The following is a 25125-nucleotide window of genomic DNA, read 5'->3' as shown; positions in this document are numbered from 1 at the left end:
TCATCGATTTACAAGGTATTGGTTTGTATCTCATTATTTTGAGACACTTGTAGTTCGTTTAATTTCTCTTTCAACTTGTTCAATAAATCCAATCTAAACTGAAGGTTATCAATTAAAGATTGAATATTGTAATCGTTCACTCCTGTTTCTACCAGATCAGCATTAAGACGGTCATACTCTTGATTCAACTCTTCGAGCTGACCCATATAGGCATCAACGATGGCTTTGTTATCATCGGTGACGTTAAGTTGAGCCAATTCCATATGAATGGTTGCCAGATAACTATCTTCAATTTGCTTGTACTCTGGAGAGAAGTCGCTTAGCTGCACTTTTACCGGCTGCGTGGTTGCAAGCGAGTTAGCCTCTACAGTTTGCTCAGCCTGAGTGCCGGTACTCAACGGATTGTTTAGCAACAGCCCACTAATTGCGATCACCACCACCAAAACGGCTGCTATTTTCATCCAGAGATAAACTTCGGCTTTGGCTTTTGCCTCCTTCCCAAAGTGCGCATCCAGACGCGCATTAAATCGCGCTTCGTGCCCTCGTTTAAGCCCCTCATCAGGAATGCTCAAATCATTTTTAAACATTTCTCTAATATCCTGTGCCATGATATTTAGTTTTAAGTTTCTCCTGCAATTTTTTCTTTCCGCGGTGCACCAGCGTACGCGATGCAACCTCAGTTATTTCTAATATTTCTGATATTTCCTGGTGGTCGTATCCCTCTATTAAAAAGAGCATCACCGCATAGCGATACCGCTCTGGTAATTCTTCAATAGCTGCTTTGATTTGATCTAGCGTAATCCCATCATCTACAGACCAGTCATTATGCTCATCTACCGTACCCAATACTTGCTCATTAATGGCGACCAGCTCTAGTTTTTTAGCCTTCAGCATATCAATACTTTTATTGATCACGATACGCTTTAACCAAGCCCCAAAAGTCACCTCTCCGTTGTATTGATGCATTTTAGTAAACGCTTTTACAAAACCTTCCTGCATCGCTTCTTCGGCTTCAAAAGAATTCTTTAAAAACCTAAAAGCAACATAATACATGCCCTCGCTATACTTATTATAAAGTTGCATTTGCGCACGCCGGTCGTTTTGCTTACATCGTTCAAGTATTTCGGTAATTTGCAAAATGGTAAATGGTTAGTTGCTAATTCCTTTTCTAAAGACGAAGTTTTTTCGTCTGCGTTGCAAAATTGTGATTAAATATTTTAGATAAACTATAAGTGGCAGGTTATTTGATTTTAAAATAGAAAATAGAATAAATGAAGAAACTTTATCTTTTGGTACTGATACCGTTATTGGGAGTGTTTTCCTGTTCTCAAGAGGTAGAGCATTTTCATGAAGTTTCTGAAGATCTCGAAACCTTATATTTTCCAAGTGAAGATCGGTTTAAAGCCACTCAAACAGAAAAAGTAATAATCGATCTGAACGATTTCAAAACATACGCCGAATTAATCGCAGAAATGGACCAAAATGCGTGTAATGGAAAAGGCAATATTCTAAGTTTTACAGAAGAAAATACATTACTTAAAATTCTTGTTTTTAAAACCTGTGCTGAGAAAAGTTCATTCGCTTGCTTTGGGCACGTAGATCTATTTGATTTTCAAAATGATTCTTTAAGATCAAATTTTGAAACCAATATTTCTCCTCATTTATTTACTTCAAAAATTCAAGAGTCCTTAGATACACAAATAAATGCTCTATATTTTACTAAAGAAGATTTAAAAAGAATTTTAATAAGTATTGACTACTCTAATCTAGACGAAATACTTCAATAGAAAATTTAAAAAATACACTACGCCTTATTACAAGTACAATGGCTAAAGTCCAGGACGCATATCAATTAGATATCCCTTATTTTATAGAAATTGACAAAACCAATTTTACACCGCCTCCACCTACATTTTTAAAGAATTCTAAACGAAAACAACCACAGGACAAGCCCGAGCATTACTAAAACAAATTTTCGATTTCGAGGGATCCCGTCAGCTGTAAGACGGCGTATTAAACCCTTTGGCGTTAACAAAAAAAACCCGCTCATAGAGCGGGTTTAAATCTAAAGTGAAGTATTGTTACTCGTCGTCTAACAATAAGTTTAACGTGACATCAATATTGTCCATCGTAGCTCGAGAATATGGGCAAACTTCGTGAGCCTCATTTACTAAAGCCTCCCCTTGTTCAACATCCACAGTAGGTAAATAGCAATCAAGCACTACTGCAAGCTGAAACATATCATCTTCATTCTTACCAATCTTTACCGTAGCAGTCACCGAATAATCGCCAAGCTCTACCTTTTTTCCACGTGCTACGTGCGCCAGTGCACTACCAAAACACGCCGAATATCCCGCAGCAAACAATTGCTCTGGATTGGTACCTTCACCACCGGCTCCACCCAGTCCTTTTGGCACACTCAAATCAAGATCGAGAGTTCCGTCATCTGTTGAAACACTACTGTCACGACCACCTGTGGCGGTAGCCTTTGCCTTATATAAAGCTTTCATAATAAAATTTTCGTTGATTAATATTTTGAATATACTATTCCTTTAGAGAGGAATCAACGTGAGATTCTTAAAGATTTCACAAAAATCCGCAAGCCGGATTTTGAGCCAAGATTTTTGAACGGTAAGAGCGGTATCGGTAAGGTTTTCTTTTACCTTTAACAGTTCAGAATAGAAGACTTGAAAACACCTAAGAATAAGCATATTGACCTTACTGCAGCTCAAAAACTGATTAAGAACAGAAAGCGCGCTATTGATCCTCAAGTGTTAAGCACCGAAATTTTAGCAGGAAATACCATTGCACTCAGCCGGGCAATCACGCTGATCGAAAGTACAACCTCTGCACATCAGCAAACTGCTCAAGAAATTCTGGCGGCCTGTCTTCCGCACACAAAAAATGCATTGCGCGTAGGGATCACCGGTGTTCCGGGTGTTGGAAAAAGTACTTTTATAGAAGCGCTAGGAATGCTCGCCATCGCACAAGGAAAAAAAGTTGCTGTTCTTGCCGTAGATCCCAGTAGTTCTATTTCTCAAGGAAGCATCCTAGGCGACAAAACCAGAATGGAACGACTTACGGCTGACGCCAACGCTTTTATAAGGCCTTCACCGGCAGGTGACGCTTTGGGCGGTGTGGCTCGTAAAACCCGGGAGGCCATTAGCCTTTGTGAAGCGGCAGGCTTTGACCTTATTTTTATTGAAACGGTGGGCGTGGGTCAAAGTGAAACAGCCGTGCATCAAATGACTGATTTTTTCTTACTCCTGAAGCTTGCCGGAGCGGGAGATGAATTGCAAGGTATTAAACGTGGAATTATTGAAATGGCCGATGCGATCGTTATCAACAAGGCAGACGGTACAAATACCACAGCGGCCAAACATGCTAAAACCGAATTTTCAAGAGCGCTTCATTTATACCGACCTAAAGCAAGCGCCTGGCAACCAAAAATCATGCTGTGCAGCGCACTCAAAGAAACAGGCATTGATAAGATATGGCAGACGCTTCTAGAATTTGAAGCGCACACAAAAGCTAATGGCTTTTTTGAAAGCAATCGTCAAGATCAAAATAAATACTGGTTACAAGCTACTGTTGTGAATGCTTTAAAAGACCGATTTTATAAAGATCAAACGGTTAAACAGCAATTACCGCAACTGTTAGACGCCATAAACACAGGTAAGGTTTCGGCGTTTCAAGCGGCACAAGAACTCTTGAAAAACTTCAAGTAAGCTACCTCTGGTAATTCTATCGATGAGCGACACCTAAAAACTAAAGATCAAACTTGATCAGGATTTTAAACGTGCATACCGCTTTTCGTTCTTTCGGTATTTTAAAAAGCCTACAACAACACCTAAAACCAAACCAATTATACCAAAAAGTATAAAATCTGTAGTATCAAAAATACCCCCCATAAAATAAGTGATCACTAATTTATAGGTGAGCGCTCCTAAAATAACTTGTAGTGTAATCCCGAGAATAAATTGAAATTTGGCCTCTCGCTTTTCTTTCCAGTCGGTTAAAAATTTTCGGTCTTTAGGATCTAGTCGCATCTCAAATAATTAGTCTACAAATTCTTGACGGTACCATTCTATTTGTTTCTGAAGACCTTCTTTTAAGGTCGTTGAAGGATTGTAATTCAATAAGCGACGCGCCTTCTCAATATTGGCTTTGGTAAACATCTGATCCCCGCCACGTTTCGGTACAATATCCTTGCGTATTTTAGTATTCAGAAGTTCTTCAACAATCGCAATACCTTCTCCGGTGGTGTGTTCTTGTTCGGTTCCCAGATTGATCACTTCGCCACGCACCACATCTTCTTTTCCGATAACACTAACTACACCATCAATGATATCATCTACAAACGTAAAACTACGCACGTGATCCTCGCTACCTTCAAACAGCGGAAATTCTTGATGGAAGAAGCCACAGCCAATTAATTTAGTGTATAACTTTTCTGGACGCTCACGCGGGCCGTAAACCGAAAATAAACGCAATGAGCAGGTATTCATTTTTTGCTCTCTGGTTTTAGAGAGTACGATTTGCTCTGCTGCAAGTTTAGTCACGCCATAGAAAGACGCAGGTTCTGGGGCCGCATCTTCGGTCAAGGTCGCTCGTAAACCGTAAATAGACGAAGTAGAAATATTAGTAAACAGCTTAAGACCTTCACATTTTAACGCAAAATCGATCAGGTTTTTAGTCGCCACCAGGTTGTTCATCAAATAATCTTCAAAGCTTGAAGTTGCTGCAATACCGGGTTGTGCGGCAAAGTGAAAGATATAATCAAAATCTGTTGGAAGCTTTTCAAAATCTTTAGGCGTTCTAAGATCTACAATAAGAATTGGGATTCCCGCACGCTCCAGCGCTTTGGCATTTCGATCTTTTAAATCCGGACTGTAATAAGGAGAGAAATTGTCTATCCCTGTTACTTCGTGATTCATCGCCTGTAAACGTTCGGCGCAATGTGATCCTATAAAACCGGCAGCTCCGGTTACCAATATTTTCATACTAATATGTTTCTTTAAAAATTTTGGCATAGCCAAAACGATGCAGCCACTGCATCAGTAAACCAATGAGGCCGCCAATAATAAATCCGGTGAGCACGTCGCCGGGATAATGCACACCAACGTAAATTCGACTGTATCCTACAAGCAGCGCCCACACGATCAAAAACGGAAAAATCCATTTAAAACTTGAGCGTAAAAGCAAGCCTACAAAAATCGCCAGTGCCATTGTACTTGCGGCATGTGCCGAAAAATACCCGTAGCTTCCGCAGCGCACTGCGATAAAACGCGCCTGTTCCATAATTCCTTCTTGCCCGCACGGACGCAAACGCTCAAAACCATGTTTAAAAACATTGGCCAACTGGTCTGTTGCCGTGATCAAAAGGGTGACAGCCACTAACGTATACAGCGTACCTTTTAAACCGAATTTCTTAAAAATCAAAAACAGCAACAAGGCATACAGCGGAATGCTCGACCATTTATTGGTCAAAAATAACCAGAATGGATCCCAAGTCTCTGACCCCAAATTATTGAGGAAGAGATACAACTCATAATCCAGTTCTTTTAATTGATTCATTTAATCTTCTTCGTAGCGTGCTACTTCTCTATCGTAAAAATCAGTTGCCGCTTGAATTAAACCTTCGGCTTCGGTAGCGAGTTCTTCTTCATCATTTTTATCAAAATCCTCCAGCCACTCCACATCGTCAGTTTTAAGGTCAATGATAAACCGCGGAAAATCAGTGTGAATCACAAAGATAGATTCTGGGTAATCAGTGTTATCGCCCAATATAAATTTAGGAAGCTCCATAAATGAAATTTAAGTTTAACGTCTTGATAAAACGGTCGGCAAATTTAGGCATCTCAACTAACATTTAATTTAAAAGCCCGCCGAAAATTGCATTATTCTGAGCAAAGGTAAGTTTCCTAAAGAGAACCGCCTTAAAAGCCCGCCCTAGCCCTAAGTTCTCAAAACAGCGACGCCACATTGTTGCAATTTTATACCGTATCTTCGTGCCCAATTCTATAAACCCTCAAGCGCTATGCAGCCCACAACCATTCTCCTATTAATTGCTGGCTATTTTATCACCTTGATGTTGATCTCCTATTTCACCGGAAAAGGTGGCTCTAATGAAGATTTTTTCAAAGCCAGTAAACAATCGCCGTGGTATCTGGTCGCTTTTGGAATGATCGGAGCTTCGCTTTCGGGAGTGACGTTTATTTCGGTGCCGGGTTGGGTTGAAGCGTCACAGTTTAGCTACTTTCAAGTGGTTTTGGGATATACCGTAGGGTATGCCGTTATCAGCCTCGTGTTGCTTCCGCTCTATTACCGATTGAATCTAACTTCGATCTACACTTATCTTGAAGGGCGTTTTGGTGTCGCTAGTTATAAAACCGGTGCATCCTTTTTTCTACTTAGCCGTGTGGTTGGTGCGAGTTTTAGATTATACCTCGTAGCAAACGTGCTACAACTCTTAGTTTTTGACAGTATGCAGGTTCCGTTTTGGGTAACAGTAACCATCACCATTCTGCTCATTTGGCTCTACACGTTTAAGAGCGGTATCAAGACCATTGTTTGGACAGACACGCTGCAAACCCTGTTTATGCTTACTGCCTTGAGCGTGGCGATCTATTTTGTATCGACCGACTTGGGACTAAGCGCAGGATCTCTTTTTAATTTTGTTGCGGAAAGTGATCTATCGCAAATGTTCTTTTTTGATAATTGGAAAAGCGAAGATTTCTTCTTTAAGCAGTTCATCAGCGGGGCGTTTATCGCAATTGTGATGACCGGTCTCGATCAGGATATGATGCAAAAAAACCTCACCTGCCGAAGCCTTAAAGACGCTCAGAAAAATATGTTTTGGTTTACGATGGTGCTCACGGTGGTGAATTTTGTGTTTCTCGCACTTGGAGTTTTGCTTACCGTTTATGCACAGAAAAATGGGATCGAAGCTTCAAAAGACGACCTTTTCCCATACATCGCAACAAAAAGCGGATTGGGCTTTGGGATCGCCATCTGTTTCATTCTAGGCTTGATCGCTGCAGCCTATTCAAGCGCAGACAGTGCATTGACTTCGCTCACAACCTCGTTCAGTATTGATATTTTAGGGATTGAGAAAAAGTATGATCAGGCGAAGCAGATCGCCATTCGTAAAAAAATACACGTTGCAGCTTCTTTGCTTTTAATCCTTGTGATCATTGGTTTTAAATACCTCATCGCAGATGAAAGCGTGATCGCCAGATTATTTGTGTTTGCAGGCTACACCTACGGGCCCTTATTAGGTTTATACGCTTTCGGATTATTTACAAAATGGCAGGTAAAAGACAGGTTTGTCCCGGTCGCTGCCGTAGCATCTCCCATTTTAGGATACATCATCAGTCAGTTGACCTTGACCTACCTTAATTTTGAATTTGGTTTCTTTATCTTGATCTTAAACGGACTCCTAACCTTTTTGGGCTTAGTAGTTATTCGTACTCAAAAGCACTAACGTACACGCAGGATCTACTTCTACATCTGCGGCTTGCAGGAGTTTATAAAACTCCGGATTCTCAGTACCCGGATTAAAGATCACGCGTTTAGGTTGCAATCCTATGATATAGTCGTAATACGCCTCTTGGCGCTGCGCGTTGAGATAGAGCGTAACCGTATCTATATGCTCATATGCTGGCATACCGGTGTCTATGGTCACCCCGGCGACTTCCCCTTCCCTTAAACCGATCGCCACCACAGGTTGGTTATTTTTCACCAATTTATGTATCGCCATATACGAGTAGCGTATAGGTTTTAGAGAGGCGCCAAGCACCAAGGTTTTCTTTGCTTTCATAAATCAAAGTTAAAGGTTTCCTGCAGCTGTAACAATAGCTTTTAAGACTAGTCTATGTAATAGAAGTCGACTTCCAAGTTTGAATCGTTTATAAATTAGTTTTGATGGTTAGTGTTAATTTCTAGCGTTCAAGCTTGAAAACCCGAGATTTAGCGGTCTCGGGTTTTCTTTTATTTTAGTATATCAAATTTATTCCGCTTACAACCGCTTTAAATTCAGCAAACTAGCGCGTTTAAATTAGGGTTTACAGAATAAATGTAACTTTTACTGTAACAGATTTAAAACACGTTCGTCTATTTATAAACCGCTAATCACGGGGTACTTTGTTTAAGCTATTATGCATTACAAAGTATTATGTTTTATCAATCAACAAAATCGAACAGTTATGAAATCTAACCATGGGCTTTTATGCCTGCTCTTCACGCTATGTACCACGCTGCTTTTTGCTCAGCCAAAACCCAATGAGGTAGTTACCGGCTCTGTAAGTGGTGTTGTACTTGACGCCGACCTAAACCAGCCTATTCCCTACGCTACCGTAGTTATTACTTCTGGAGAACAAACGATAACCGGTGGTATCACCAACGACGATGGGGCTTTTGAAATCAACAAAATTCCGGAAGGGATTTATACGCTTAGGGTTCAATTTATAGGGTATGAAGCTTTTGAACGCGATCTAAAAATTGATCGTGACCATCGCAAGCACGATATGGGCAACCTTAATCTTAGTGCTGTTCCGGCAGAATTAGATGCCGTGAACATCGTCGCAGAACGCACGACGATCGAGCAAAAAATTGATCGTAAGGTGATCAACGTTGGGAAAGATCTGACTACTGCAGGAGCTTCTGCAGCAGATATCATGAACAATATCCCTTCGGTGAATTTAGACCAGCAATCAGGAGCTCTTACGCTACGCGGAAACAGCAACGTACAAGTTATGGTGGACGGAAAATTATCTAATATTCCTGCAGATCAATTATTAAAACAGCTTCCGTCTAACTCGATCAAAAAGATCGAATTGATCACCAACCCTTCAGCCAAATACAACCCGGACGGAATGAGCGGGATCATCAATATTGTGTTACACAAAAATGTGAACATTGGTTTTAACGGGGATGTAAGCGCCGGTCTGGCTTATGAGAAAAATCCACAGTTTAACAGTGGTTTAAATTTGAACTACCGCAATGGTAAATTCAACCTGTATTCTAATTACAGTAACACCATCGCAAAACGTGCTAACTACGGGACGATCTTTCGCGAAGGCGATAATTCGACACAATTTTTTGATATGCTGAATGACCAGAATTCACACCTGCTTAAAGTAGGTCTTGACGTGTATCTTAATGATAAGAATACACTTTCAGTTTTCACGTCTCAAAATAGCTTTAAAGGCACTCCCGGCGGAAACATCAATATTGTTTATGCTGATGATATGACGCGCAATTTGATGCAGGATTTTGGTGCAGACATGGACAATTACTCCCAGCAGTATAATTTTGACTACAAGCTTGATTTTGAAAAAGAAGGGCACAACATCGAGTTTGAAGCCGATTACAACACATTTGATGCTGATGAAGATACCTTCTTCGATTTTACGGGCGCCACGCCACTACCCGACTACGAAGATTTTGTAGATACCAAGCGTGATCGCACCACGTTGAATTTAGACTATGTCAATCCGCTTTCTGAAAGTGAAAAGCTCGAGGTTGGTTTACAGGCCATCCTGTTTAACACCGATATTGGTTACAGCAGCACCGGACAATCCTTTAACGCAGAAGGCGATCTGGTTCCTACGCCCAACACGCTTTTTGACTACAGTAGGGATATTTATTCGGCATATGTGACCTACGGAAAAAACTACGAGAAGTGGTCGTATCAAGCCGGGGTGCGTGCAGAGCAGGTGAATGTAGCTGCAGATACCAATAGCGTTCGCGCATTCACCAACGACTATTTTGAGTTGTATCCTTCGGCTTATGTAACCTTTAATCCTTCGGAAAAAAATCAGTATCAGGTGAGTTATAGCCGAAGAATTGATCGCCCGGGTGTTGGGCAGGTCAATCCTATTAGAGAATGGAGTTCACCATTGGTAACCGAGTACGGAAACGTGAATTTACGTCCGCAGTTTACTAATTCGCTAGAAGCCAATTACACACGTTCTCTGGACAAGGGAAGCATCACCGCCGGTGTATTTTACCGCATCATTGAAGATCAAATCAATCAGGCGGTTTATGTAGATCGCTTTAATCTAGACCGAATGGTTTTGACCAACGATAATTTTGATTCAACCACTGCATATGGTTTTGAAGTAAGTGCCAATTATAAACCTACCGAATGGTGGAGCTTGAATGCAAGTTTTGATCTGTTTAGTCAAACGCAGACCGGTATTTCTGAATCCTTAGATCCGGACATTGAGAATCCAACGGCAGCAGATATTATGCTTACGGAACGTGAGGTGACCAATTCTATATTCAACACCCGTATCATCAATAATTTTACGGCTACTCAGCGACTTACCTTTACCGCGTTTGCGATGTTCAGAGGTCCTGCCGAAAGTATTCAGTTTAGAAACAAGTCGATGTTTATGACCAATGTTGGCGCGCGTTATAGCATTTTTGACGGTAAAGGGACCATCAGCTTAAACTACAATGACATTTTTAATACGATGAAAGCGCGCTTTACGGCTGTGAGTCCGTATCGCGTAGAGGGTCAGTTCAATTGGGAAAGCAACACGATATACGTAGGATTTAACTATCGTTTTGGCGATAGTAAGTTCAGAGCGAAGAAACGCAAAAACCGTGATGACAATGAAAAAGACGGCGGTGGATTATTTTAACATAATTTTAATTTTTTTATTATAATTGTAATAGAATTGAATATTTGGTAACATATAATCAATCAACCTATTAAAACATACGGTTATTGTTTATTAGATTTAGCCTTCTACAGACGAATAACCAATTAATGGGTAAAAAAAACCCGGAGCGCCTGCTCCGGGTTTTCAATTTTAAAAATAGATTGCTTTTTATATTTTCTCTAGCAAGTTTTCGGCCTCTATAGCGCCGTGGGAAGTGTGATAAGTAACCGTCCCATTTTTGATCAATAACAATTGCGGACTCTCGTGCTGTACATTGAACTTTGTTGCAATTGCATTACTGATGTCGCGATGCGCTTTAAGATCCAAAAAATAAGGCTCTAATTGCTTTTTGTCATAATCGTATGCTTTCTCAAAACTACGCAATACCATTCTACTGATTCCGCAGGTGGTACTATGCTTAAAGATAAGCACCGGCACCGCATTAGAGATCTCTACAATTTCATCAAGCTGTTCCATACGCTCGAGTGGGATCCAGTTCATTTCCTTTATCTCTTCCTTCGCAATATCACGCTGACTTTTAAACATATCAAAAAGTCCCATAGTTTTTTCTTTTTAAAGTTTGTTAACGCTCGTAATTCCTAAGCGGTTGTAAATTTAAAGAAACTAAACCGGCTATTGTATTAAGAAAAACCAAAGCCTTTAACCGACAAAAAGACAGCTAATTCCGCGCTATAACTGACTAAACGTCGGTTTTAACAAATGGTACAACAATTGCCATATCAACATCGAAATACAAATACGATGAACTTTAATAATTTCACCATAAAATCACAAGAAGCCATACAGCAAGCCCAGGCGCTTGCTCAAGGGTATGGTCATCAGCAAATCGAGAATGAGCATATTTTTAAAGCCATTCTAGAAGTTGATGAGAACGTTACTCCGTTTCTGCTCCAGAAACTGGATGTGAATGTAAATCTGTTAAAACAGATTTTAGAGAGCACGCTTAACAGTTTTCCTAAAGTAAGCGGTGGCGATATTATGCTGTCTCGTGAAGCCGGTAAAACGGTAACCGAAGCTAGCAACATCGCCAATAAAATGAACGATGAGTATGTTTCGTTAGAGCATTTGATCCTGGCGATCTTCAAATCGAGTAGCAAGATTGCTCAGATCTTAAAAGATCAGGGCGTTACCGAAAAACACTTGAAAGCTGCGATTGAAGAATTGCGCAAAGGTGACCGCGTGACTTCGCAAAGCGCTGAAGATACTTATAATTCGCTAAGCAAATACGCTAAAAACCTCAATCAACTCGCCCGCGACGGGAAGCTGGACCCGGTGATTGGCCGTGATGAAGAAATACGCAGAATACTGCAAATTCTTTCACGTCGCACCAAGAACAACCCGATTTTGGTCGGTGAACCCGGTACCGGTAAAACCGCGATCGCCGAAGGTCTCGCCCACCGAATCATCGACGGCGATGTGCCTGAAAATCTTCAGGAGAAACAGATCTGGGCGTTGGATATGGGAGCCTTAATCGCAGGGGCAAAATATAAAGGAGAGTTTGAAGAGCGTTTGAAAGCCGTGATCAAAGAAGTAACTACCAGTGCCGGAGATATCGTCTTGTTTATAGATGAGATCCACACCCTTGTAGGTGCCGGTGGCGGTCAGGGTGCAATGGATGCTGCAAACATCCTCAAGCCTGCTTTGGCCCGTGGCGAGTTACGCGCCATAGGTGCAACCACGCTAGACGAGTATCAAAAATACTTTGAGCAGGATAAAGCTTTAGAACGCCGCTTCCAGAAAGTGAGTGTCTTTGAGCCCGATACCGAGTCTGCGATTTCCATCTTACGTGGGATCAAAGAAAAGTACGAAACCCACCACAAGGTGCGTATAAAAGACAACGCGATCATTGCGGCAGTAGAGCTTTCGCAACGCTACATCACCAACCGCTTTTTACCCGATAAGGCAATCGACCTGATGGATGAGGCAGCTTCCAAAATGCGTATGGAGATCAACTCCAAGCCCGAAGAACTTGATGTACTCGACCGTAAGATTATGCAACTCGAGATCGAGATCGAGGCCATCAAACGCGAGCAGGATGAGAACAAACTCAAGTCCTTACGCGCCGATCTTGCCAATCTTAAAGAAGAGCGCAACGAGATCAACGCCAAGTGGAAGAGCGAGAAAGATGTAGTAGATAACATCCAGAACGCCAAGCAGGATATTGAAAACTTTAAGCTGGAAGCCGAGCGTGCCGAGCGCGAAGGCAATTATGGTCTGGTAGCCGAGTTACGTTATGGCAAGATCAAACAGGCTCAGGAAGAGCTCGAGAAATTGCAAGAGCAACTGGCCGCACAAGCCGATAACAGCCTCATTAAAGAGGAAGTAACCAGCGAAGACATCGCCGAAGTAGTAGCCAAATGGACTGGTATCCCCGTCACCAAAATGCTGCAAAGCGAACGCGAGAAACTGCTGCACCTCGAGGGCGAACTGCACAAACGTGTGGTAGGTCAAGAAGAAGCGATCATCGCCGTGAGTGATGCGGTGCGCAGAAGCCGCGCCGGCCTGCAGGATCAAAAACGACCTATAGGTTCGTTCTTATTCCTTGGGACCACCGGGGTGGGTAAAACCGAACTCGCAAAAGCGCTGGCAGAATACCTGTTTGACGATGAGAACAACATCACCCGTATAGATATGAGTGAATATCAGGAGCGTCACAGCGTGAGCCGTCTGGTAGGCGCGCCTCCGGGATATGTGGGTTATGATGAAGGCGGGCAGTTGACCGAAGCCGTACGTCGCAAGCCCTACAGTGTGATCTTGCTCGACGAGATTGAGAAAGCGCACCCAGACACCTTTAATATTTTGTTACAGGTGCTTGATGAAGGTAGACTTACAGACAACAAAGGCCGTCTAGCCGACTTTAAGAACACCATCATCATTATGACCTCAAATATGGGAAGTCATATCATACAGGAGAAATTTGAGACCATCAAAGATCCTGAGACCGCGATGGAAGGTGCAAAAACCGAAGTACTGGGGATGCTAAAACAAACCATACGTCCTGAGTTTATAAACCGTATAGACGATATCGTGATGTTTACCCCGCTTACGCGAAAAGACATCGAGCAGGTCGTGAGTTTACAACTCAAGGGTGTGACCCGTATGCTGGCAAAGCAAGGCATCACGCTAGATGCTACGGCCGAAGCCATCATGTTTTTGGCAGACCGCGGTTTTCAACCGGAGTTTGGGGCACGTCCTGTAAAACGTACCATACAGAAAGAAGTGTTGAACAAACTGTCTAAAGAGATCTTAGGCGGCAAGGTCACCACAGACAGTATCATTTTACTCGATGCATTTGATGACGAACTCGTGTTTCGCAATCAAAGCGATCTGGTAGAAAATGACTGAAGAGCATTGCTCGTATAAATCCAAAGCGACATCGTATTGATGTCGCTTTTTTTATGTTTTATGCTGAGGCGAAAATAATCATAGTTCGTTGATAAATTATTAATAACAATATTGATTGTGTGGTAGTTGTAGGGTTTTAATTGGGTAGTTTTATGGATCTTGAATTAAAGTTATGTTTCTAATATAAAACTCAAAGCAACTTTTAATTTAATATAATTAAAAACGATATTTCAAAAATAGATGACGACTACCGACTTAAATAAAGTGTTAAAATATATAGAGGAAAATATTAGAGTAACTAATCAAACATCCATAGAGTATTTAGATCCTAAAGGACATATCGAAAGGCTTGATAGCAAACAGAATCAAATAATTTTTGGCAGAAGAGGTTCTGGAAAATCCTTGTTATTGAAGTCTTTAAGGGTAAACAAACCTGAAATATCGTGCATATCAATTAACCTTGAAGACTTCAAGGACATTAGCTTTCCTAATTCAATTATACAGGTTCTCAGGAGTTTAATAAAGCAATTAAAAGGTGAAATAAAAGGTAAGTATAGTTTTTTTAAATCAATTAAAAAATGGTGGGAAACAAAACGTATAATAAAAGAATATGATAAAATTCTCTCAAAACTAGAGGAGAGATTAGTGCAGCCAGATAATTATGATGAGGCAATTAGGGAAAAAAGAGGAGCAAAGACATCAGGAGAAGCTAAATCTGGTTATGGAGGCTCATCTGCCTCTTTAAGTGCAGAGCAATCTGAGGAGAAAGAAATTTCAAAAAATTTCAAAATTGACAAACTGAATATCTTAAAAAATGAATTACCGGAGTTAAAGGAATTGGTAAATCAAACTTGTAATCTAATTGATAAAAATATATTCCTAATTCTAGATGACTTCTACTTTATAAGAAAATCCGACCAACCTTATTTTATAGACTTTTTCCATCGCCTCTCAAAGAATACTAATATGTTTTTGAAAGTTGCCACTATTAAACATAGGTCATCTTTATACGTTCAAGGAGAATCTTATGTTGGAATGGAGATTGGTCACGATGCTCAAGCATTAAATCTTGATTATAGCCTTGAAAATTTCAATGCTCTGGTACATTTTATGCGAGACTTACTTGAACACGTTAACTCCAAAGTTGGTGTCAATATTGATTATAGAAATATATTAACGGAAAATGCATTTAGATTTTTATGCCTTGCTTCTGGAGGAGTACCTAGAGACTTTTTCTCTTTATTTATTTCACTTGGTAACAAAATGATTAATGGTGACAGATCTATAAGTAAGCCAAATGTAATTGATTGTAGTATAGAGAACTTGCCAAATAAATTAGAAGCCTTTAAAACGGATACGGCTGATGAAAAAGAAGTTTTAGAACACTATTTACAATTTATTCGTGATGAAATTATTACAACTAAGAAAAACAACTCTTTTCTCGTGTCGAATTCCGAAATTCAGAAACACCCTCAATTAAATCAAGCAATTAAAGAATTAGTGGATTTACGTCTTATCCACTTAGTAAACTCAAATACAAGCTCTGCACCTAGTGACGGTCTACGTTATTCGGCATATATGGTGGATATTGGTTTATTCCCAAATGCAAATCCAAGAGATTTCAAACAGATTCTTCCTGATGAAAAAGACGACAAAGGAAGAGATGATAAAATTCGATCTGCTCCTAAATTGGCTATTAGTAAATTCCAAGATTACATAGATAGTTTAAATATTGAATCAGAATTAGCTTTAACAGAATAATTACAGCCCCTGTTGTTTTCCGGGCTGGCTATCCTAATTTTATAGATAATTAAATTATATACTGAATACTTGGGATTATAAAATTAAAATTTCATTAATGAAATACTATTACGAATTAGAAGACATTTTAAACTATGATGAAAAATCAATTAGAAATTGGTTGGAGTTAGCAGAAGGTAAAAAGCTATCTGAATTAACTGTAAAGGATTTAGTTTTTTACAATGATTTGCCTATCAGAACTGGTAATGGTGTATATATATTTAAAGAAAACAATATCCCTCTTTATGTTGGAAATTGCGTAGCGCGTAATTTTGTAGAAAGAATACCAGCTCATTTTGATATTAGACATAATGGATGGTTTAATAGCTTGTTAGTTAATCTAATAAATAGATCACTTCCTAAAAAATTAAAGAAAAATAAGACTGATGACAATCTAACTCAAGCAGCAAAACATGCTTTCGAAAATCTTGACTTGATTTTAATTAATTTTCCAAAATATGATAGACTAGCAATTAAAAGGTTAGAAGTTTATTTAAGGATTACACTGAAACCTTTAAATGGCTATAAACACAAAAAATTAGTTAAAGAAAATATTACGATTAGAGAATATCTTAACTATGATGATCACCTTCAGCCACAAGATTAGATCCATAATTAAAAGCTAGAATAATTGCTGCGCGATGCAATCGCGCAGGAGCAACATAAAAAATAAACCCACCTCGAGTTTCCCTCTTGTTACCGCGCTGCCTGTCCCATTGCATATAGGGAATTGTATCGCGTGGTAAGATCCTACCCACCACCTTCAGGGTTATTTCCTGTAAAAAAATAAGAGCGATTTCCTTTAAAAAAAGGGTCAACCGCTCTGATAATGTGACGCATAGCCTTGTTAAGTTTGTATCAAACGAATCCAAAAAAACTTAAGTTATGCCACATTATGCACAAGGAACTTCAGGATGGACCAAATTAAACGGCTATCAGGCGCTTTGGGATCCTAAGATCGATCTTGGTAAATTCTATTTTACCACCTTTCAAGGGAAACGCGAAGAAACCCCGTATATGACCGCAGAAAATTTTGCCCGCGTCATCGACATCCTTAGAAACGAAACGCCGGTTTATGGTAACGCCAGCACCGGCTCGGTCACCACTCAAGCCGAAGAAGTGGGGGAAGAAGAAAGTTAGTCTTCATAGAATATATAGAGAATTGCTAACAACCAACCAAAACGCAGCAACGCCTATATCTTATGATGTAGGCGTTGTTTTTGTTTAGAGTTTTAATGGTTTATACTCATTATATCACCCAAGGTTTATTTCACTAATGCTCGGATCTTCAGTTGCATATTTAACCTCAAAATAGGCTCCAATACATCCCAAATTCCCATCTTCACAATAAAATTTCTCCATACCGCCTAAACTTGATTTGTACTTCACGCCGTCCACATAATACACGTATTCTAAATAGTACGTATAGTTACTCATTGAAAAGTCTACAACTTTTCCCTGAGTAAATGCGTGTGAGGAGTTCAGAGCATCTCTATTCCGTTTATTCGTAAAATAATAACCAATTGATCCGAATATGATCATCGCTAAGACAACATATACCCCAAAATATCCATTCTTATTTTCCACAGTATAACTTTATAAAAACCTCAAAACTTAATCCTTACCATAAAACTTCTATTGCAAAATACTATTTAACGCAATTAAAGACAATTTTACTCATACTATTGCCGTGCTGTCTGTCTCAATGCATATAGGGAATTGTATCGCGTGGTTAGCAGTTAATAATATAAAGGTAATCACTAACTTGTAGGGCTAAGAGCAAAAAATGGAACGTCAACCAGAAATACATCTCGCAGATTTAAAGCAACTAAGCTCTTCCGATAAATTCTTGCTGGAAGTTTATTTCGTTCAAGCGCTTATTTTCTTATGTCAAAAAAAGGTGCTGAAAATAAAACAGCAATCGAGTAGTCAACCATTTATCAATAAAAACCTATTTATTGTAAACATTGGTCCAGCGTTTTTCTCTTATCCTTCAGATAGTGAAATAGCATTATTTACACATTGCCTATCAGAAAACAAACAAGCTATTGAACTACATAGTTTTATCGAGCTGACAATTGGAGATAAAATCGGCAACCCAAAATGGTTTAAAGAACATATCAATAATAAAACAGCTGAGCTATTTATTCCTTTCAACCAAGACTTAAAGGCAATTCCTTCAGATTCTCAATACTTTAATTTTATTCCGCTGTTTAAAACAGATTCGGCTCTAAAAGATAGAAATGCCAAGTTAGAAGATATCTTTATCACCGCTGAGCTAAAGGATCAGATTGAATTATTTGATCGCATCTATGAACAAACCAAGATCTACATCACTGATAAGAGGAATAATTCAAATAGATGGCATTGGGGTAAAGCAAATGCTTCAGGCGCAACGTAAATAGCTTCAATCAGTTACCGCACTTCCTGTCTTAATGCATATAAAATTACCTTAGGTCGGATAAGCTTTAAACAACTGATGCATAATTGGTGTATATTTACACCAAATAGTATCTTATGGCACGTCAAAGTATTTCCTTTACGAAACCCAATGATGATTGGTTAAAAGAACAAGTAGACTCTCAAGAATACACCAGTAAAAGTGAACTGATCAATGATCTTGTCAGGCAGGCCCGCAAACAGCAGGCTGAGATAGACTGGATACGCACTAAACTCGACGACGCCGAACAAAGTGGTTTTACAAGCGAAAGCAAACAAGAAATTTTAGCTCAGGCTAAGTCTTCTTTAAAATGAATTACCGGCTTAGCAATACCGCTAAAGAAGATTTAATTCGCATTTACAAATACGGCGTTTTCAAATTTGGTAGTGCTCAAGCTGAGCAGTATTTTGAGAACTTCTTTCTATATTTTGATCGCATTGCCGAAAATCCATATGCTTTTGAAGCAGTTGATTTTATCAAAAAAGGATACAGACGTTGCGTCTGCGGTGTAGATAGCATTTATTTCAGAATCAATAAAAATACGGTGGAGATTATGACCATCATTGCCAGGCAAGATACCAAGACCAAGATTTGAAACAGTAGCAGAGCTGCTGTTCAGGATTTTTGCAATGTGGGCCTTGGTTCAGTTTTATGATTTGGAATTGGAGTAAGCCCTCACTCCAATAAAAAACCTATCTTTAAAAGAGGTTCGTTACATTCATCAAATCAAACACGTATGTATAAAATTGCTTTACTACTCGGAATATTGCTTATTTTAAATAGCTGTCAACTAGACTACACTATGGATTTCAAAATAAAAAATGAGACCTCGATGCTGGTTGATTCTCTTTATCTTTTACCGAATAAAGATGGAAAAAAATATATTCAGCTTAAACCTCAAGAAGTAGTTAACTATACAGTAGACATTTCAGAAACTCCAATGGGAGATGGGGCTTTTGTCATTAGCTATACGCTTGATGGTCAAAAAAAACAAAGAGGCTTTGGGTACTTTGACAATCACAACACCTTTGCAGACCACTATGACTTAACAATAAAAAAGGATACCTTAATTATTAAAGAAATACGGTAAAGTCTTTATGCTGCACAAAAAAAGCGACCCGTTATGGTCGCTTTTTTTATTTAGATCTTATCCTAAGGTTAACCCAAGATCTGCGTTTCTTGCTCCAAGATCATATACGGCTGACGGTAATAGCGCTTGCTCGTCGCTTTATACAAAGCATTGGCCAGAGCTCCTGCAACCGGTGGCAAACCGGGTTCGCCCAATCCCGTAGGTGCGATTTCGTTTTCTGCGAAAAATACTTCGATCTCTAGCGGAGCTTCGTTGTTTCTGATCAATCGGTAGCGGTCAAAATTCTGTTGTTCTGGCGCCCCGTTTTTAAATGTTAACTGGCTGTACATTGCGTGTCCTAGTCCGTCTACAATTCCACCTTCAATTTGATTTAAAGCGCCTTCTTTATTGACTACAATTCCGCAGTCAACCGCACACCAAACTTTTTGCACTACCGGATTTCCACGATCATCCATCACCAGATCAATCACCTGCGCCACATACGAATTGTGACAGTAATACGCCGAAACACCGCGGTAAACACCGTCGATCTCGGTTCCCCAATTACTCTTCTCACGCACAAGTTTTAAAACGCCGGCATAACGCTCGGCATCATAATCATTGCGCTCCCCAACCGGATTGGCGATCGCATTATCAAAAAGTTCTAATCTAAAATCAATAGGATCTTTACCTGCAGCTTCAGCCACCTCATCAATAAAGGATTGCTCTGCCCCTGCGGTAAAATTAGAACGCGGTGCACGCCAGGCTCCTGTTGAAATATTGGTATCAACACCAAAATTCTCAGCACGATAATTGGCTAATGTTCCTGCCGGATAACGATCTGCAAACACCGGACTTGATGGAATACCGCTGCCCTGCACCTCAAAAGCGGTCAGGTTTTTATCGGTATCCAATGCGGCTTTATATTTTAAAGTATACGAAGGGCGATAGGTTCCCTGCGTCATATCATCTTCCCGGGTGTAAATGAGTTTTACCGGAGCACCTATTTTCTGCGAAATGGCAGCAGCCTCAAGACCAAAGTTTCCATACAGTCTGCGACCAAAACCGCCTCCCATACGTGTCATATCTACGTGAATGTTATCTTCAGGAATATTGAGCATTGCAGCAGCTGAACCGCGCAAAGCTTCCGGCGTTTGAATAGGCCCGATCAAACGCGCCGAATCTGCTTTGACATCGGCAAAAAAGTTCATCGGCTCTAACGTATTATGCGCTAAAAACGACCCGAAATACGTGCGTTCGATCACGGTATCAGCATTGGCAAAAGCTGCATCAGGATCTCCGTCTTGACGCGCTACTTCTCCCTTTCCTTTAGAAAATACTGAGGCAAATTGCTCTAAATGCGTCGCAGTACTTTCCGCAGTTGCTTCGGTTTCCCATTCGGCTTGTACCGCCTTTTTAGCCTGCATCACCTGCCAGGTACTCTCTCCCACTACAACGATGAGTTCGTTAAATGCATTTACATCTGCCCAACTTGGGTTTTGTAATGAAGTATCTACGGTAAATACGTCTTTGATTCCCGGCATCGCTTTCGCTTCGCTAGCATCAAAACTTTTGAGTTTCATTCCAAAAGCGGGTGCGTGAATGAGCATGGCAATTGCTGCGCCCTCTTCCATATAATCTAATCCGAATAAGGGTTTTCCTGTAGCGATCTTAACGCCGTCTACGTTTTTTACCGCGGTACCAATAAGTTTAAAATCTTTAGGCGCTTTCAGCGGAACTTCTTCCGGTATTTCAATTTTTGAAGCCTCATCGATCAGTTCTTTGTACGCAATAGTTTTATTGGTAGGTAAATGCTTAACCATTCCTTCTTCGGTTACCAGATCTTCCGCAGGAATATTCCACAGTTTTGCAGCTGCATTCACGAATAAATACCGCGCAGTGGCGCCTGCCATACGCAAGCCGTCCCAACCGGCACGAATAGACTGACTTCCTCCGGCGATTTGACGACTGAATTTTTTAGTATCTAGAGGTGCTTGCTCTACCGTTACCTGATCCCAGGCTACGTCTAATTCTTCGGCTACAATTAGGGGCATTGAGGTTTTTACGTTCTGACCGATTTCAGGATTGGGTGAAAAAATAGTCACCGTGCCATTCCCATTGATGCGTATGTATGCATTGAGGTCAAACGCAATATCTTCTGGTTGCACATCGCTTTGAGCTAAGCCCGAAAACCAACTAAATTGCAACAGCAGTCCCGCGCCGCCGGCAGCAGAAACTTTTAAAAACGATCTACGGTTGTGTTTTGTCTTAATAAGTGCCATAATCGGTTATTTTTTTGTTGCTGCAAGAGCCACAGCTTTATTGATTCGGGTATAGGTTCCGCAGCGGCAAAGGTTACCGCTCATTGCGTTTTTGATCTCATCTTCAGAAGGAGTTGCATTGCGATTGAGCAAAGCGGCTGCGCTCATAATCTGGCCAGCCTGACAATATCCGCATTGCGGAACGTCAACTTCTACCCAGGCTTTTTGTACCGGATGATCACCGGTTTCTGAAAGTCCTTCAATCGTAGTGATCTTCATCGAAGCATTTGCGATGGCACTCACTGGTAGCGAACACGAGCGCACGGCGTTTCCGTTTAAGTGGATGGTGCAGGCTCCACATTGGCCAATACCGCAGCCGTACTTGGTTCCTACCATTTTAAGATGGTCTCGCAACACCCAAAGAACGGGAGTATTTGCGGCGACATCTACTTGATGTTCTTGCTCGTTAATCATTAGGGAATACTGTGGCATAGCGCATTATTTTTATTAAACATCTGTAATTGAGCGCAATATAAAAGCGCAATGCTTTAAAGTTACTTATTTTAAACGTGCGCCACTTATACTTTTCAAACCAAATCTTAAGCTAGAAACCTTTAAAAAATTAGCATTTCCTTACAATTTGAGCTGATTTTATCCGCTGTTAAAGGGCTACTTTTGCCTGAAAATCAACAATGACGAGAAACTTACGCGCACTTTTATTGGGTCTGCCCTTCTTGCTTTTAGCTGTTCAGCTGCAAGCGCAAGACACTTCAATTCCCAACGAAACTCCCAAAAAAGGATTTATTTCCCGCTACCTCAACAGGGTTTTTAACGATACGGTCTCTCAAGAAAAACCACAATTCTTGATCTATCCGGTTTTGGGTATTCGGCCTGAAACAGGTCTGGAATTTGCCGTTGCGCCACTCTTTGTGTTCTATGCCAATGAGGACACTAATAACCGACTTAGTGAAATTAATACTTACGCGTTTTTCACCTTTAATGGGCAGTACGGTATACGCATCAACCACGCCGTGTATTCTGATCAGGACAAATGGTTTTTCCTAGGTGATCTAGATGCAGAACGTTTTCCGCTGAAATATTACGGGATAGGAAATGATGTTCCTAAAGACAATATTGCGCTGGTAGATGCTACGCAAATTCAGATCAAAGAACGGGTGTTGCGCAAGGTTTTGAAGAACTTTTATGTTGGTCTTGAAACCGATTTTAGAAGTCTGTCTAACGTTTCTTTTGAAGCTCCCGAAGACAGCGACAAAGCTCTGGACATTGAGCTTCCCTTTGGTGCCGAAGGAACGACCAATTTTGGTATGGGCGCCGGTCTTATTTACGACGCCCGACACAATGTATTGAATGAACGCAACGCCTTCTTTAGCGAATTGGCTTACCTCAATTACAATCCGTTTTGGAAAAGCGATGTAAAATACCAGACCATCACCACAGACAACCGGTTTTTTACACCCATAGGCAAAAGAGATGTACTGGCGGCTCAGGTAATTGGTCAGTTTAGTTTTGGTGGCGAAGTGCCTTTTAACCAGCTATCGTACTTAGGCGGTGAAAATATTATGCGGGGTTATTTTAGCGGAAGGTTTAGAGATCGCAATCAAATCGCTGCACAAGTAGAATATCGTTTTCTACCGCTTAAACTGGGTTTTACTGACCGTTTAGGAGCAACTGTTTTTACCGGTGTAGGCGAAGTTTTTGACGATTGGAACGAGCTGGAGATGAACAAGATCAAATGGTCTGCCGGTGCCGGTGCACGCTTTTTGATCTTTAGAGAAAAAGATATTTTTATTCGCTTTGATTATGCGTTCACCAAAGATGGAAATAACTTTTATCTGAGTATAGGAGAAGCTTTTTAGTCCTACTTGACCAAAAATTTTCAGACAATCATTTAATAAGCTTTTGGATATTCAACCCCTTGCCCAATACTAAAAATAATTTCTGAAGAGCGCTTTACTAATTTCTTCTTGCAATTTATTTTCAGGAGTTTTTCGCTTTAATTGATAAGCGCGTTCTACACGCTCAGTTGACGGATCGTCGTTCTCTGTCAGATCAAGCTCCAGCGCTCCGTAGCTTAAATACTTCTCATAATCTGGGGTCTCTGTAGTTTCAACGTAATGGCGCAATTCGTCTAAAGGTTTACCCGCCATTTGAGCGACCGTTTCCCAAAACTCTTCTTCGGTATAGCCGCGCTGTTGTTCACGAAAATAAGTTTTATACATCGCTCGCATCACATCGTCTAACGACTTTTCATTTTCACTCTCGTGGCGAATGGCAAGATCAAGCAACAGCCCTATAATAGGGCCTTTATGATAATAGGAAATCGTTGTGGCATCTGAAACAGCATCGTTGTTCAAGAAATGATTCCAAACATCATAACTAGAGCGTTCTAAAGACATATGCTCTTTCCCCTCTTTATTTTCGATCGCCTGAAAATGACTGCTTAAATACTGCAGCATATCTTCTTCAGTGATCAAATCTGCATCACGCATAATGAGATATTCGTAATACACCGTAAAACCTTCTGCCACCCAAAGCATCGTCGTGTAATTTTCTTTGCTATAGTCAAACGGTCCCAATTCAATAGGCCGTAAAGCTTTCACATTATACAGGTGAAAATATTCGTGCGTGATAAAATTGAGAAAGGCCTTGTAGTCAGCATCGGTTTTAAAATCAAAACTTCCATAGGTGAATACCGCTTGCGAGTTTGCGTGTTCTAGTCCGCCACCGCCGGGTTCCATCATAATAAAAGCATATTCCTCAAAAGGAGTGTGCTGCATTAAATCGGTCGTACGCAAAATGATCTCTCGCAAATCTGTTACTAATTGCTGCTCATCTAATCCCTCTGGTGTTGCGATAGCCAGCGTAAACGCTTTACCCAATTGCTGAAACTCAATCATTTTCTGATTTCCCAGATAAAACGGACTGTCGTAAAGCACGTCTGCTGACGCAGCGTAAAAAGTGGTTTGATTTACTTTTTCTAGTCCGGTCGCAATGTGCTCCCAAGTTTCCGGAAGTTCAAAGGTCACTGAAATGGGCGCTTCTTTTTGCCCCTCGGGAAACATAAAAATATCAGTATTCGCCAGAAAAGCCCGACTATCCTTTACATTAGATTCTGCTACCGAAGTACGATTGGCATAGACCCTGTATGCAACTTCTAATTCGGTATTTTTAGGATGCGTGATCGTCCATTTGTTTTTAGAAGTTTTCTTCCAGGCTATCGCAACACCTTCAGAAGCCTGCACCTCAAAATCAATAATATGCGCCGGGTTATCGAGAATCATATAATATCCCGGAGTCCAAACCGGCAAAACGAGTGTGGTTTCGGTAGTATCCTGCTGGTCCAGATGCAACTCCACTGCAACATAATGCGCTTCCGCCTGAGGAAAGGATAGTTGATACTGCATTTGTGGTTCAGCCTTCTGGGCAAAAAGAGTTCCGGAAATCAGAAGAATAACACAAGCCAAATAAACACGTAGAATCATAAATGGAAATTAA

Annotated in this window: 27 protein-coding genes; 14 read left to right on the top strand and 13 right to left on the bottom strand. The window is 40.5% G+C overall.

The window, feature by feature from the left end; genetic code table 11:
• Positions 1-8: 8 nt before the first annotated feature.
• Both LDL79_RS13405 and LDL79_RS13400 read right to left on the bottom strand, forming a co-directional pair.
• The gene (locus LDL79_RS13405) at positions 9-608 is read right to left on the bottom strand and encodes a hypothetical protein (RefSeq protein ID WP_225598058.1); all 600 of its coding nucleotides are present in this window, start codon (positions 606-608) and stop codon (positions 9-11) included.
• The gene (locus tag LDL79_RS13400; protein WP_072980443.1) at positions 592-1083 is read right to left on the bottom strand and encodes an RNA polymerase sigma factor; all 492 of its coding nucleotides are present in this window, start codon (positions 1081-1083) and stop codon (positions 592-594) included. The genes LDL79_RS13405 and LDL79_RS13400 overlap by 17 nt, the downstream gene beginning before the upstream one ends.
• Positions 1084-1271: 188 nt before the next feature.
• Here LDL79_RS13400 and LDL79_RS13395 point away from each other — a divergent pair, with 188 nt between their 5' ends.
• Positions 1272-1787, top strand: a complete 516-nt coding sequence (locus LDL79_RS13395) for a hypothetical protein (protein WP_225598057.1) — start codon at positions 1272-1274, stop codon at positions 1785-1787.
• 38 nt (positions 1788-1825) lie between these two features.
• Entirely contained in the window at positions 1826-1966 is a 141-nt protein-coding gene (locus LDL79_RS13390; RefSeq protein WP_225598056.1) for a hypothetical protein, read from the top strand.
• Between the two features lie 115 nt (positions 1967-2081).
• Here the strand turns inward: LDL79_RS13390 and LDL79_RS13385 are convergent, their stop codons facing one another.
• A complete protein-coding gene (locus LDL79_RS13385) occupies positions 2082-2510 on the bottom strand; it encodes an organic hydroperoxide resistance protein (protein ID WP_225598055.1) in 429 nt (142 codons plus the stop codon).
• A 177-nt stretch (positions 2511-2687) separates the two neighbouring features.
• Between LDL79_RS13385 and meaB the strand changes: the two genes are divergently transcribed.
• Entirely contained in the window at positions 2688-3728 is a 1041-nt protein-coding gene (gene meaB / locus LDL79_RS13380; protein WP_225598054.1) for a methylmalonyl Co-A mutase-associated GTPase MeaB, read from the top strand.
• A 57-nt stretch (positions 3729-3785) separates the two neighbouring features.
• On the opposite strand, the gene LDL79_RS13375 is transcribed toward meaB, so the two are convergent.
• Genes LDL79_RS13375 through LDL79_RS13360 form a run of 4 tightly spaced genes read right to left on the bottom strand, consistent with a single transcriptional unit; the run spans position 3786 to position 5808 of the window.
• Positions 3786-4049: a hypothetical protein gene (locus LDL79_RS13375; RefSeq protein WP_225598053.1), complete on the bottom strand. Its 264-nt coding sequence runs from the start codon at positions 4047-4049 to the stop codon at positions 3786-3788.
• Between the two features lie 9 nt (positions 4050-4058).
• Entirely contained in the window at positions 4059-5003 is a 945-nt protein-coding gene (locus LDL79_RS13370; protein WP_225598052.1) for an NAD-dependent epimerase/dehydratase family protein, read from the bottom strand.
• Position 5004: 1 nt separating this feature from the next.
• The gene (locus LDL79_RS13365) at positions 5005-5577 is read right to left on the bottom strand and encodes a phosphatase PAP2 family protein (RefSeq protein WP_225598051.1); all 573 of its coding nucleotides are present in this window, start codon (positions 5575-5577) and stop codon (positions 5005-5007) included.
• Positions 5578-5808 (bottom strand): hypothetical protein, encoded by a 231-nt coding sequence (locus tag LDL79_RS13360; RefSeq protein ID WP_072979813.1) that lies wholly within the window; start codon positions 5806-5808, stop codon positions 5578-5580.
• Between the two features lie 232 nt (positions 5809-6040).
• On the opposite strand from LDL79_RS13360, the gene LDL79_RS13355 reads away from it, so the two are divergent.
• On the top strand, positions 6041-7486 hold the full coding sequence (locus LDL79_RS13355; protein WP_225598050.1) for a sodium:solute symporter: 1446 nt from the start codon (positions 6041-6043) through the stop codon (positions 7484-7486).
• Here LDL79_RS13355 and LDL79_RS13350 read toward each other — a convergent pair.
• Positions 7457-7822 carry a CoA-binding protein gene (locus tag LDL79_RS13350; protein WP_225598049.1) on the bottom strand — a complete coding sequence of 122 codons (366 nt, stop codon included), beginning with the start codon at positions 7820-7822 and terminating at the stop codon, positions 7457-7459. The genes LDL79_RS13355 and LDL79_RS13350 overlap by 30 nt on opposite strands.
• A 385-nt stretch (positions 7823-8207) precedes the next feature.
• Here LDL79_RS13350 and LDL79_RS13345 point away from each other — a divergent pair, with 385 nt between their 5' ends.
• Complete coding sequence (locus LDL79_RS13345) at positions 8208-10652, top strand: TonB-dependent receptor (RefSeq protein WP_225598048.1); 2445 nt, start codon at positions 8208-8210, stop codon at positions 10650-10652.
• A gap of 189 nt (positions 10653-10841) precedes the next feature.
• On the opposite strand, the gene ytxJ is transcribed toward LDL79_RS13345, so the two are convergent.
• A complete protein-coding gene (gene ytxJ, locus LDL79_RS13340) occupies positions 10842-11234 on the bottom strand; it encodes a bacillithiol system redox-active protein YtxJ (protein ID WP_225598047.1) in 393 nt (130 codons plus the stop codon).
• Between the two features lie 201 nt (positions 11235-11435).
• Between ytxJ and clpB the strand changes: the two genes are divergently transcribed.
• The 4 genes from clpB to LDL79_RS13320 all read left to right on the top strand — a co-directional run bounded on the left by clpB (position 11436) and on the right by LDL79_RS13320 (position 16979).
• Positions 11436-14039, top strand: a complete 2604-nt coding sequence (gene clpB, locus LDL79_RS13335; RefSeq protein ID WP_225598046.1) for an ATP-dependent chaperone ClpB — start codon at positions 11436-11438, stop codon at positions 14037-14039.
• 240 nt (positions 14040-14279) lie between these two features.
• Positions 14280-15800 (top strand): hypothetical protein, encoded by a 1521-nt coding sequence (locus LDL79_RS13330; protein ID WP_225598045.1) that lies wholly within the window; start codon positions 14280-14282, stop codon positions 15798-15800.
• A gap of 97 nt (positions 15801-15897) precedes the next feature.
• A complete protein-coding gene (locus tag LDL79_RS13325; RefSeq protein ID WP_225598044.1) occupies positions 15898-16446 on the top strand; it encodes a hypothetical protein in 549 nt (182 codons plus the stop codon).
• Between the two features lie 278 nt (positions 16447-16724).
• Entirely contained in the window at positions 16725-16979 is a 255-nt protein-coding gene (locus LDL79_RS13320) for a hypothetical protein (protein ID WP_167597554.1), read from the top strand.
• Between the two features lie 114 nt (positions 16980-17093).
• Here LDL79_RS13320 and LDL79_RS13315 read toward each other — a convergent pair whose 3' ends face one another.
• Positions 17094-17276: a hypothetical protein gene (locus LDL79_RS13315; RefSeq protein WP_225598043.1), complete on the bottom strand. Its 183-nt coding sequence runs from the start codon at positions 17274-17276 to the stop codon at positions 17094-17096.
• A 349-nt stretch (positions 17277-17625) separates the two neighbouring features.
• Between LDL79_RS13315 and LDL79_RS13310 the strand changes: the two genes are divergently transcribed.
• The 4 genes from LDL79_RS13310 (at position 17626) to LDL79_RS13295 (ending at position 19369) form a co-directional block, all read left to right on the top strand.
• Positions 17626-18240, top strand: a complete 615-nt coding sequence (locus LDL79_RS13310) for a hypothetical protein (protein WP_225598042.1) — start codon at positions 17626-17628, stop codon at positions 18238-18240.
• 116 nt (positions 18241-18356) lie between these two features.
• Positions 18357-18593, top strand: a complete 237-nt coding sequence (locus tag LDL79_RS13305; protein WP_225598041.1) for a ribbon-helix-helix domain-containing protein — start codon at positions 18357-18359, stop codon at positions 18591-18593.
• Entirely contained in the window at positions 18590-18874 is a 285-nt protein-coding gene (locus LDL79_RS13300) for a type II toxin-antitoxin system RelE/ParE family toxin (protein ID WP_225598040.1), read from the top strand. The genes LDL79_RS13305 and LDL79_RS13300 overlap by 4 nt, the downstream gene beginning before the upstream one ends.
• 207 nt (positions 18875-19081) lie before the next feature.
• Positions 19082-19369, top strand: coding sequence for a hypothetical protein (locus tag LDL79_RS13295; protein WP_225598039.1), 288 nt, complete (start codon positions 19082-19084; stop codon positions 19367-19369).
• A gap of 68 nt (positions 19370-19437) precedes the next feature.
• On the opposite strand, the gene LDL79_RS13290 is transcribed toward LDL79_RS13295, so the two are convergent.
• Together LDL79_RS13290 and LDL79_RS13285 are read right to left on the bottom strand one after the other, a co-directional pair.
• Positions 19438-21630, bottom strand: coding sequence for a xanthine dehydrogenase family protein molybdopterin-binding subunit (locus tag LDL79_RS13290; RefSeq protein WP_225598038.1), 2193 nt, complete (start codon positions 21628-21630; stop codon positions 19438-19440).
• 6 nt (positions 21631-21636) lie between these two features.
• Positions 21637-22101, bottom strand: coding sequence for a (2Fe-2S)-binding protein (locus LDL79_RS13285; RefSeq protein ID WP_072979857.1), 465 nt, complete (start codon positions 22099-22101; stop codon positions 21637-21639).
• A 200-nt stretch (positions 22102-22301) separates the two neighbouring features.
• Between LDL79_RS13285 and LDL79_RS13280 the strand changes: the two genes are divergently transcribed.
• Entirely contained in the window at positions 22302-23486 is a 1185-nt protein-coding gene (locus tag LDL79_RS13280) for a BamA/TamA family outer membrane protein (RefSeq protein WP_225598037.1), read from the top strand.
• A 69-nt stretch (positions 23487-23555) separates the two neighbouring features.
• On the opposite strand, the gene LDL79_RS13275 is transcribed toward LDL79_RS13280, so the two are convergent.
• The gene (locus LDL79_RS13275; RefSeq protein WP_225598036.1) at positions 23556-25112 is read right to left on the bottom strand and encodes a M61 family metallopeptidase; all 1557 of its coding nucleotides are present in this window, start codon (positions 25110-25112) and stop codon (positions 23556-23558) included.
• Positions 25113-25125 lie beyond the last annotated feature (13 nt).

Origin of the sequence: Leeuwenhoekiella palythoae (genome assembly GCF_020310025.1) — a bacterium.
Taxonomy (GTDB): domain Bacteria; phylum Bacteroidota; class Bacteroidia; order Flavobacteriales; family Flavobacteriaceae; genus Leeuwenhoekiella; species Leeuwenhoekiella palythoae.
This window is presented reverse-complemented; position numbering and strand designations above follow the sequence as displayed.

Coding starts and splice junctions, on each gene's coding strand:
- LDL79_RS13405 (WP_225598058.1), bottom strand. CDS start 608: ATGGCACAGGATATTAGAGAAATGTTTAAAAATGATTTGAGCATTCCT.
- LDL79_RS13400 (WP_072980443.1), bottom strand. CDS start 1,083: ATGCAACTTTATAATAAGTATAGCGAGGGCATGTATTATGTTGCTTTT.
- LDL79_RS13395 (WP_225598057.1), top strand. CDS start 1,272: ATGAAGAAACTTTATCTTTTGGTACTGATACCGTTATTGGGAGTGTTT.
- LDL79_RS13390 (WP_225598056.1), top strand. CDS start 1,826: ATGGCTAAAGTCCAGGACGCATATCAATTAGATATCCCTTATTTTATA.
- LDL79_RS13385 (WP_225598055.1), bottom strand. CDS start 2,510: ATGAAAGCTTTATATAAGGCAAAGGCTACCGCCACAGGTGGTCGTGAC.
- LDL79_RS13375 (WP_225598053.1), bottom strand. CDS start 4,049: ATGCGACTAGATCCTAAAGACCGAAAATTTTTAACCGACTGGAAAGAA.
- LDL79_RS13370 (WP_225598052.1), bottom strand. CDS start 5,003: ATGAAAATATTGGTAACCGGAGCTGCCGGTTTTATAGGATCACATTGC.
- LDL79_RS13365 (WP_225598051.1), bottom strand. CDS start 5,577: ATGAATCAATTAAAAGAACTGGATTATGAGTTGTATCTCTTCCTCAAT.
- LDL79_RS13360 (WP_072979813.1), bottom strand. CDS start 5,808: ATGGAGCTTCCTAAATTTATATTGGGCGATAACACTGATTACCCAGAA.
- LDL79_RS13355 (WP_225598050.1), top strand. CDS start 6,041: ATGCAGCCCACAACCATTCTCCTATTAATTGCTGGCTATTTTATCACC.
- LDL79_RS13350 (WP_225598049.1), bottom strand. CDS start 7,822: ATGAAAGCAAAGAAAACCTTGGTGCTTGGCGCCTCTCTAAAACCTATA.
- LDL79_RS13345 (WP_225598048.1), top strand. CDS start 8,208: ATGAAATCTAACCATGGGCTTTTATGCCTGCTCTTCACGCTATGTACC.
- ytxJ (WP_225598047.1), bottom strand. CDS start 11,234: ATGGGACTTTTTGATATGTTTAAAAGTCAGCGTGATATTGCGAAGGAA.
- clpB (WP_225598046.1), top strand. CDS start 11,436: ATGAACTTTAATAATTTCACCATAAAATCACAAGAAGCCATACAGCAA.
- LDL79_RS13330 (WP_225598045.1), top strand. CDS start 14,280: ATGACGACTACCGACTTAAATAAAGTGTTAAAATATATAGAGGAAAAT.
- LDL79_RS13325 (WP_225598044.1), top strand. CDS start 15,898: ATGAAATACTATTACGAATTAGAAGACATTTTAAACTATGATGAAAAA.
- LDL79_RS13320 (WP_167597554.1), top strand. CDS start 16,725: ATGCCACATTATGCACAAGGAACTTCAGGATGGACCAAATTAAACGGC.
- LDL79_RS13315 (WP_225598043.1), bottom strand. CDS start 17,276: ATGAGTAACTATACGTACTATTTAGAATACGTGTATTATGTGGACGGC.
- LDL79_RS13310 (WP_225598042.1), top strand. CDS start 17,626: ATGGAACGTCAACCAGAAATACATCTCGCAGATTTAAAGCAACTAAGC.
- LDL79_RS13305 (WP_225598041.1), top strand. CDS start 18,357: ATGGCACGTCAAAGTATTTCCTTTACGAAACCCAATGATGATTGGTTA.
- LDL79_RS13300 (WP_225598040.1), top strand. CDS start 18,590: ATGAATTACCGGCTTAGCAATACCGCTAAAGAAGATTTAATTCGCATT.
- LDL79_RS13295 (WP_225598039.1), top strand. CDS start 19,082: ATGGATTTCAAAATAAAAAATGAGACCTCGATGCTGGTTGATTCTCTT.
- LDL79_RS13290 (WP_225598038.1), bottom strand. CDS start 21,630: ATGGCACTTATTAAGACAAAACACAACCGTAGATCGTTTTTAAAAGTT.
- LDL79_RS13285 (WP_072979857.1), bottom strand. CDS start 22,101: ATGCCACAGTATTCCCTAATGATTAACGAGCAAGAACATCAAGTAGAT.
- LDL79_RS13280 (WP_225598037.1), top strand. CDS start 22,302: ATGACGAGAAACTTACGCGCACTTTTATTGGGTCTGCCCTTCTTGCTT.
- LDL79_RS13275 (WP_225598036.1), bottom strand. CDS start 25,112: ATGATTCTACGTGTTTATTTGGCTTGTGTTATTCTTCTGATTTCCGGA.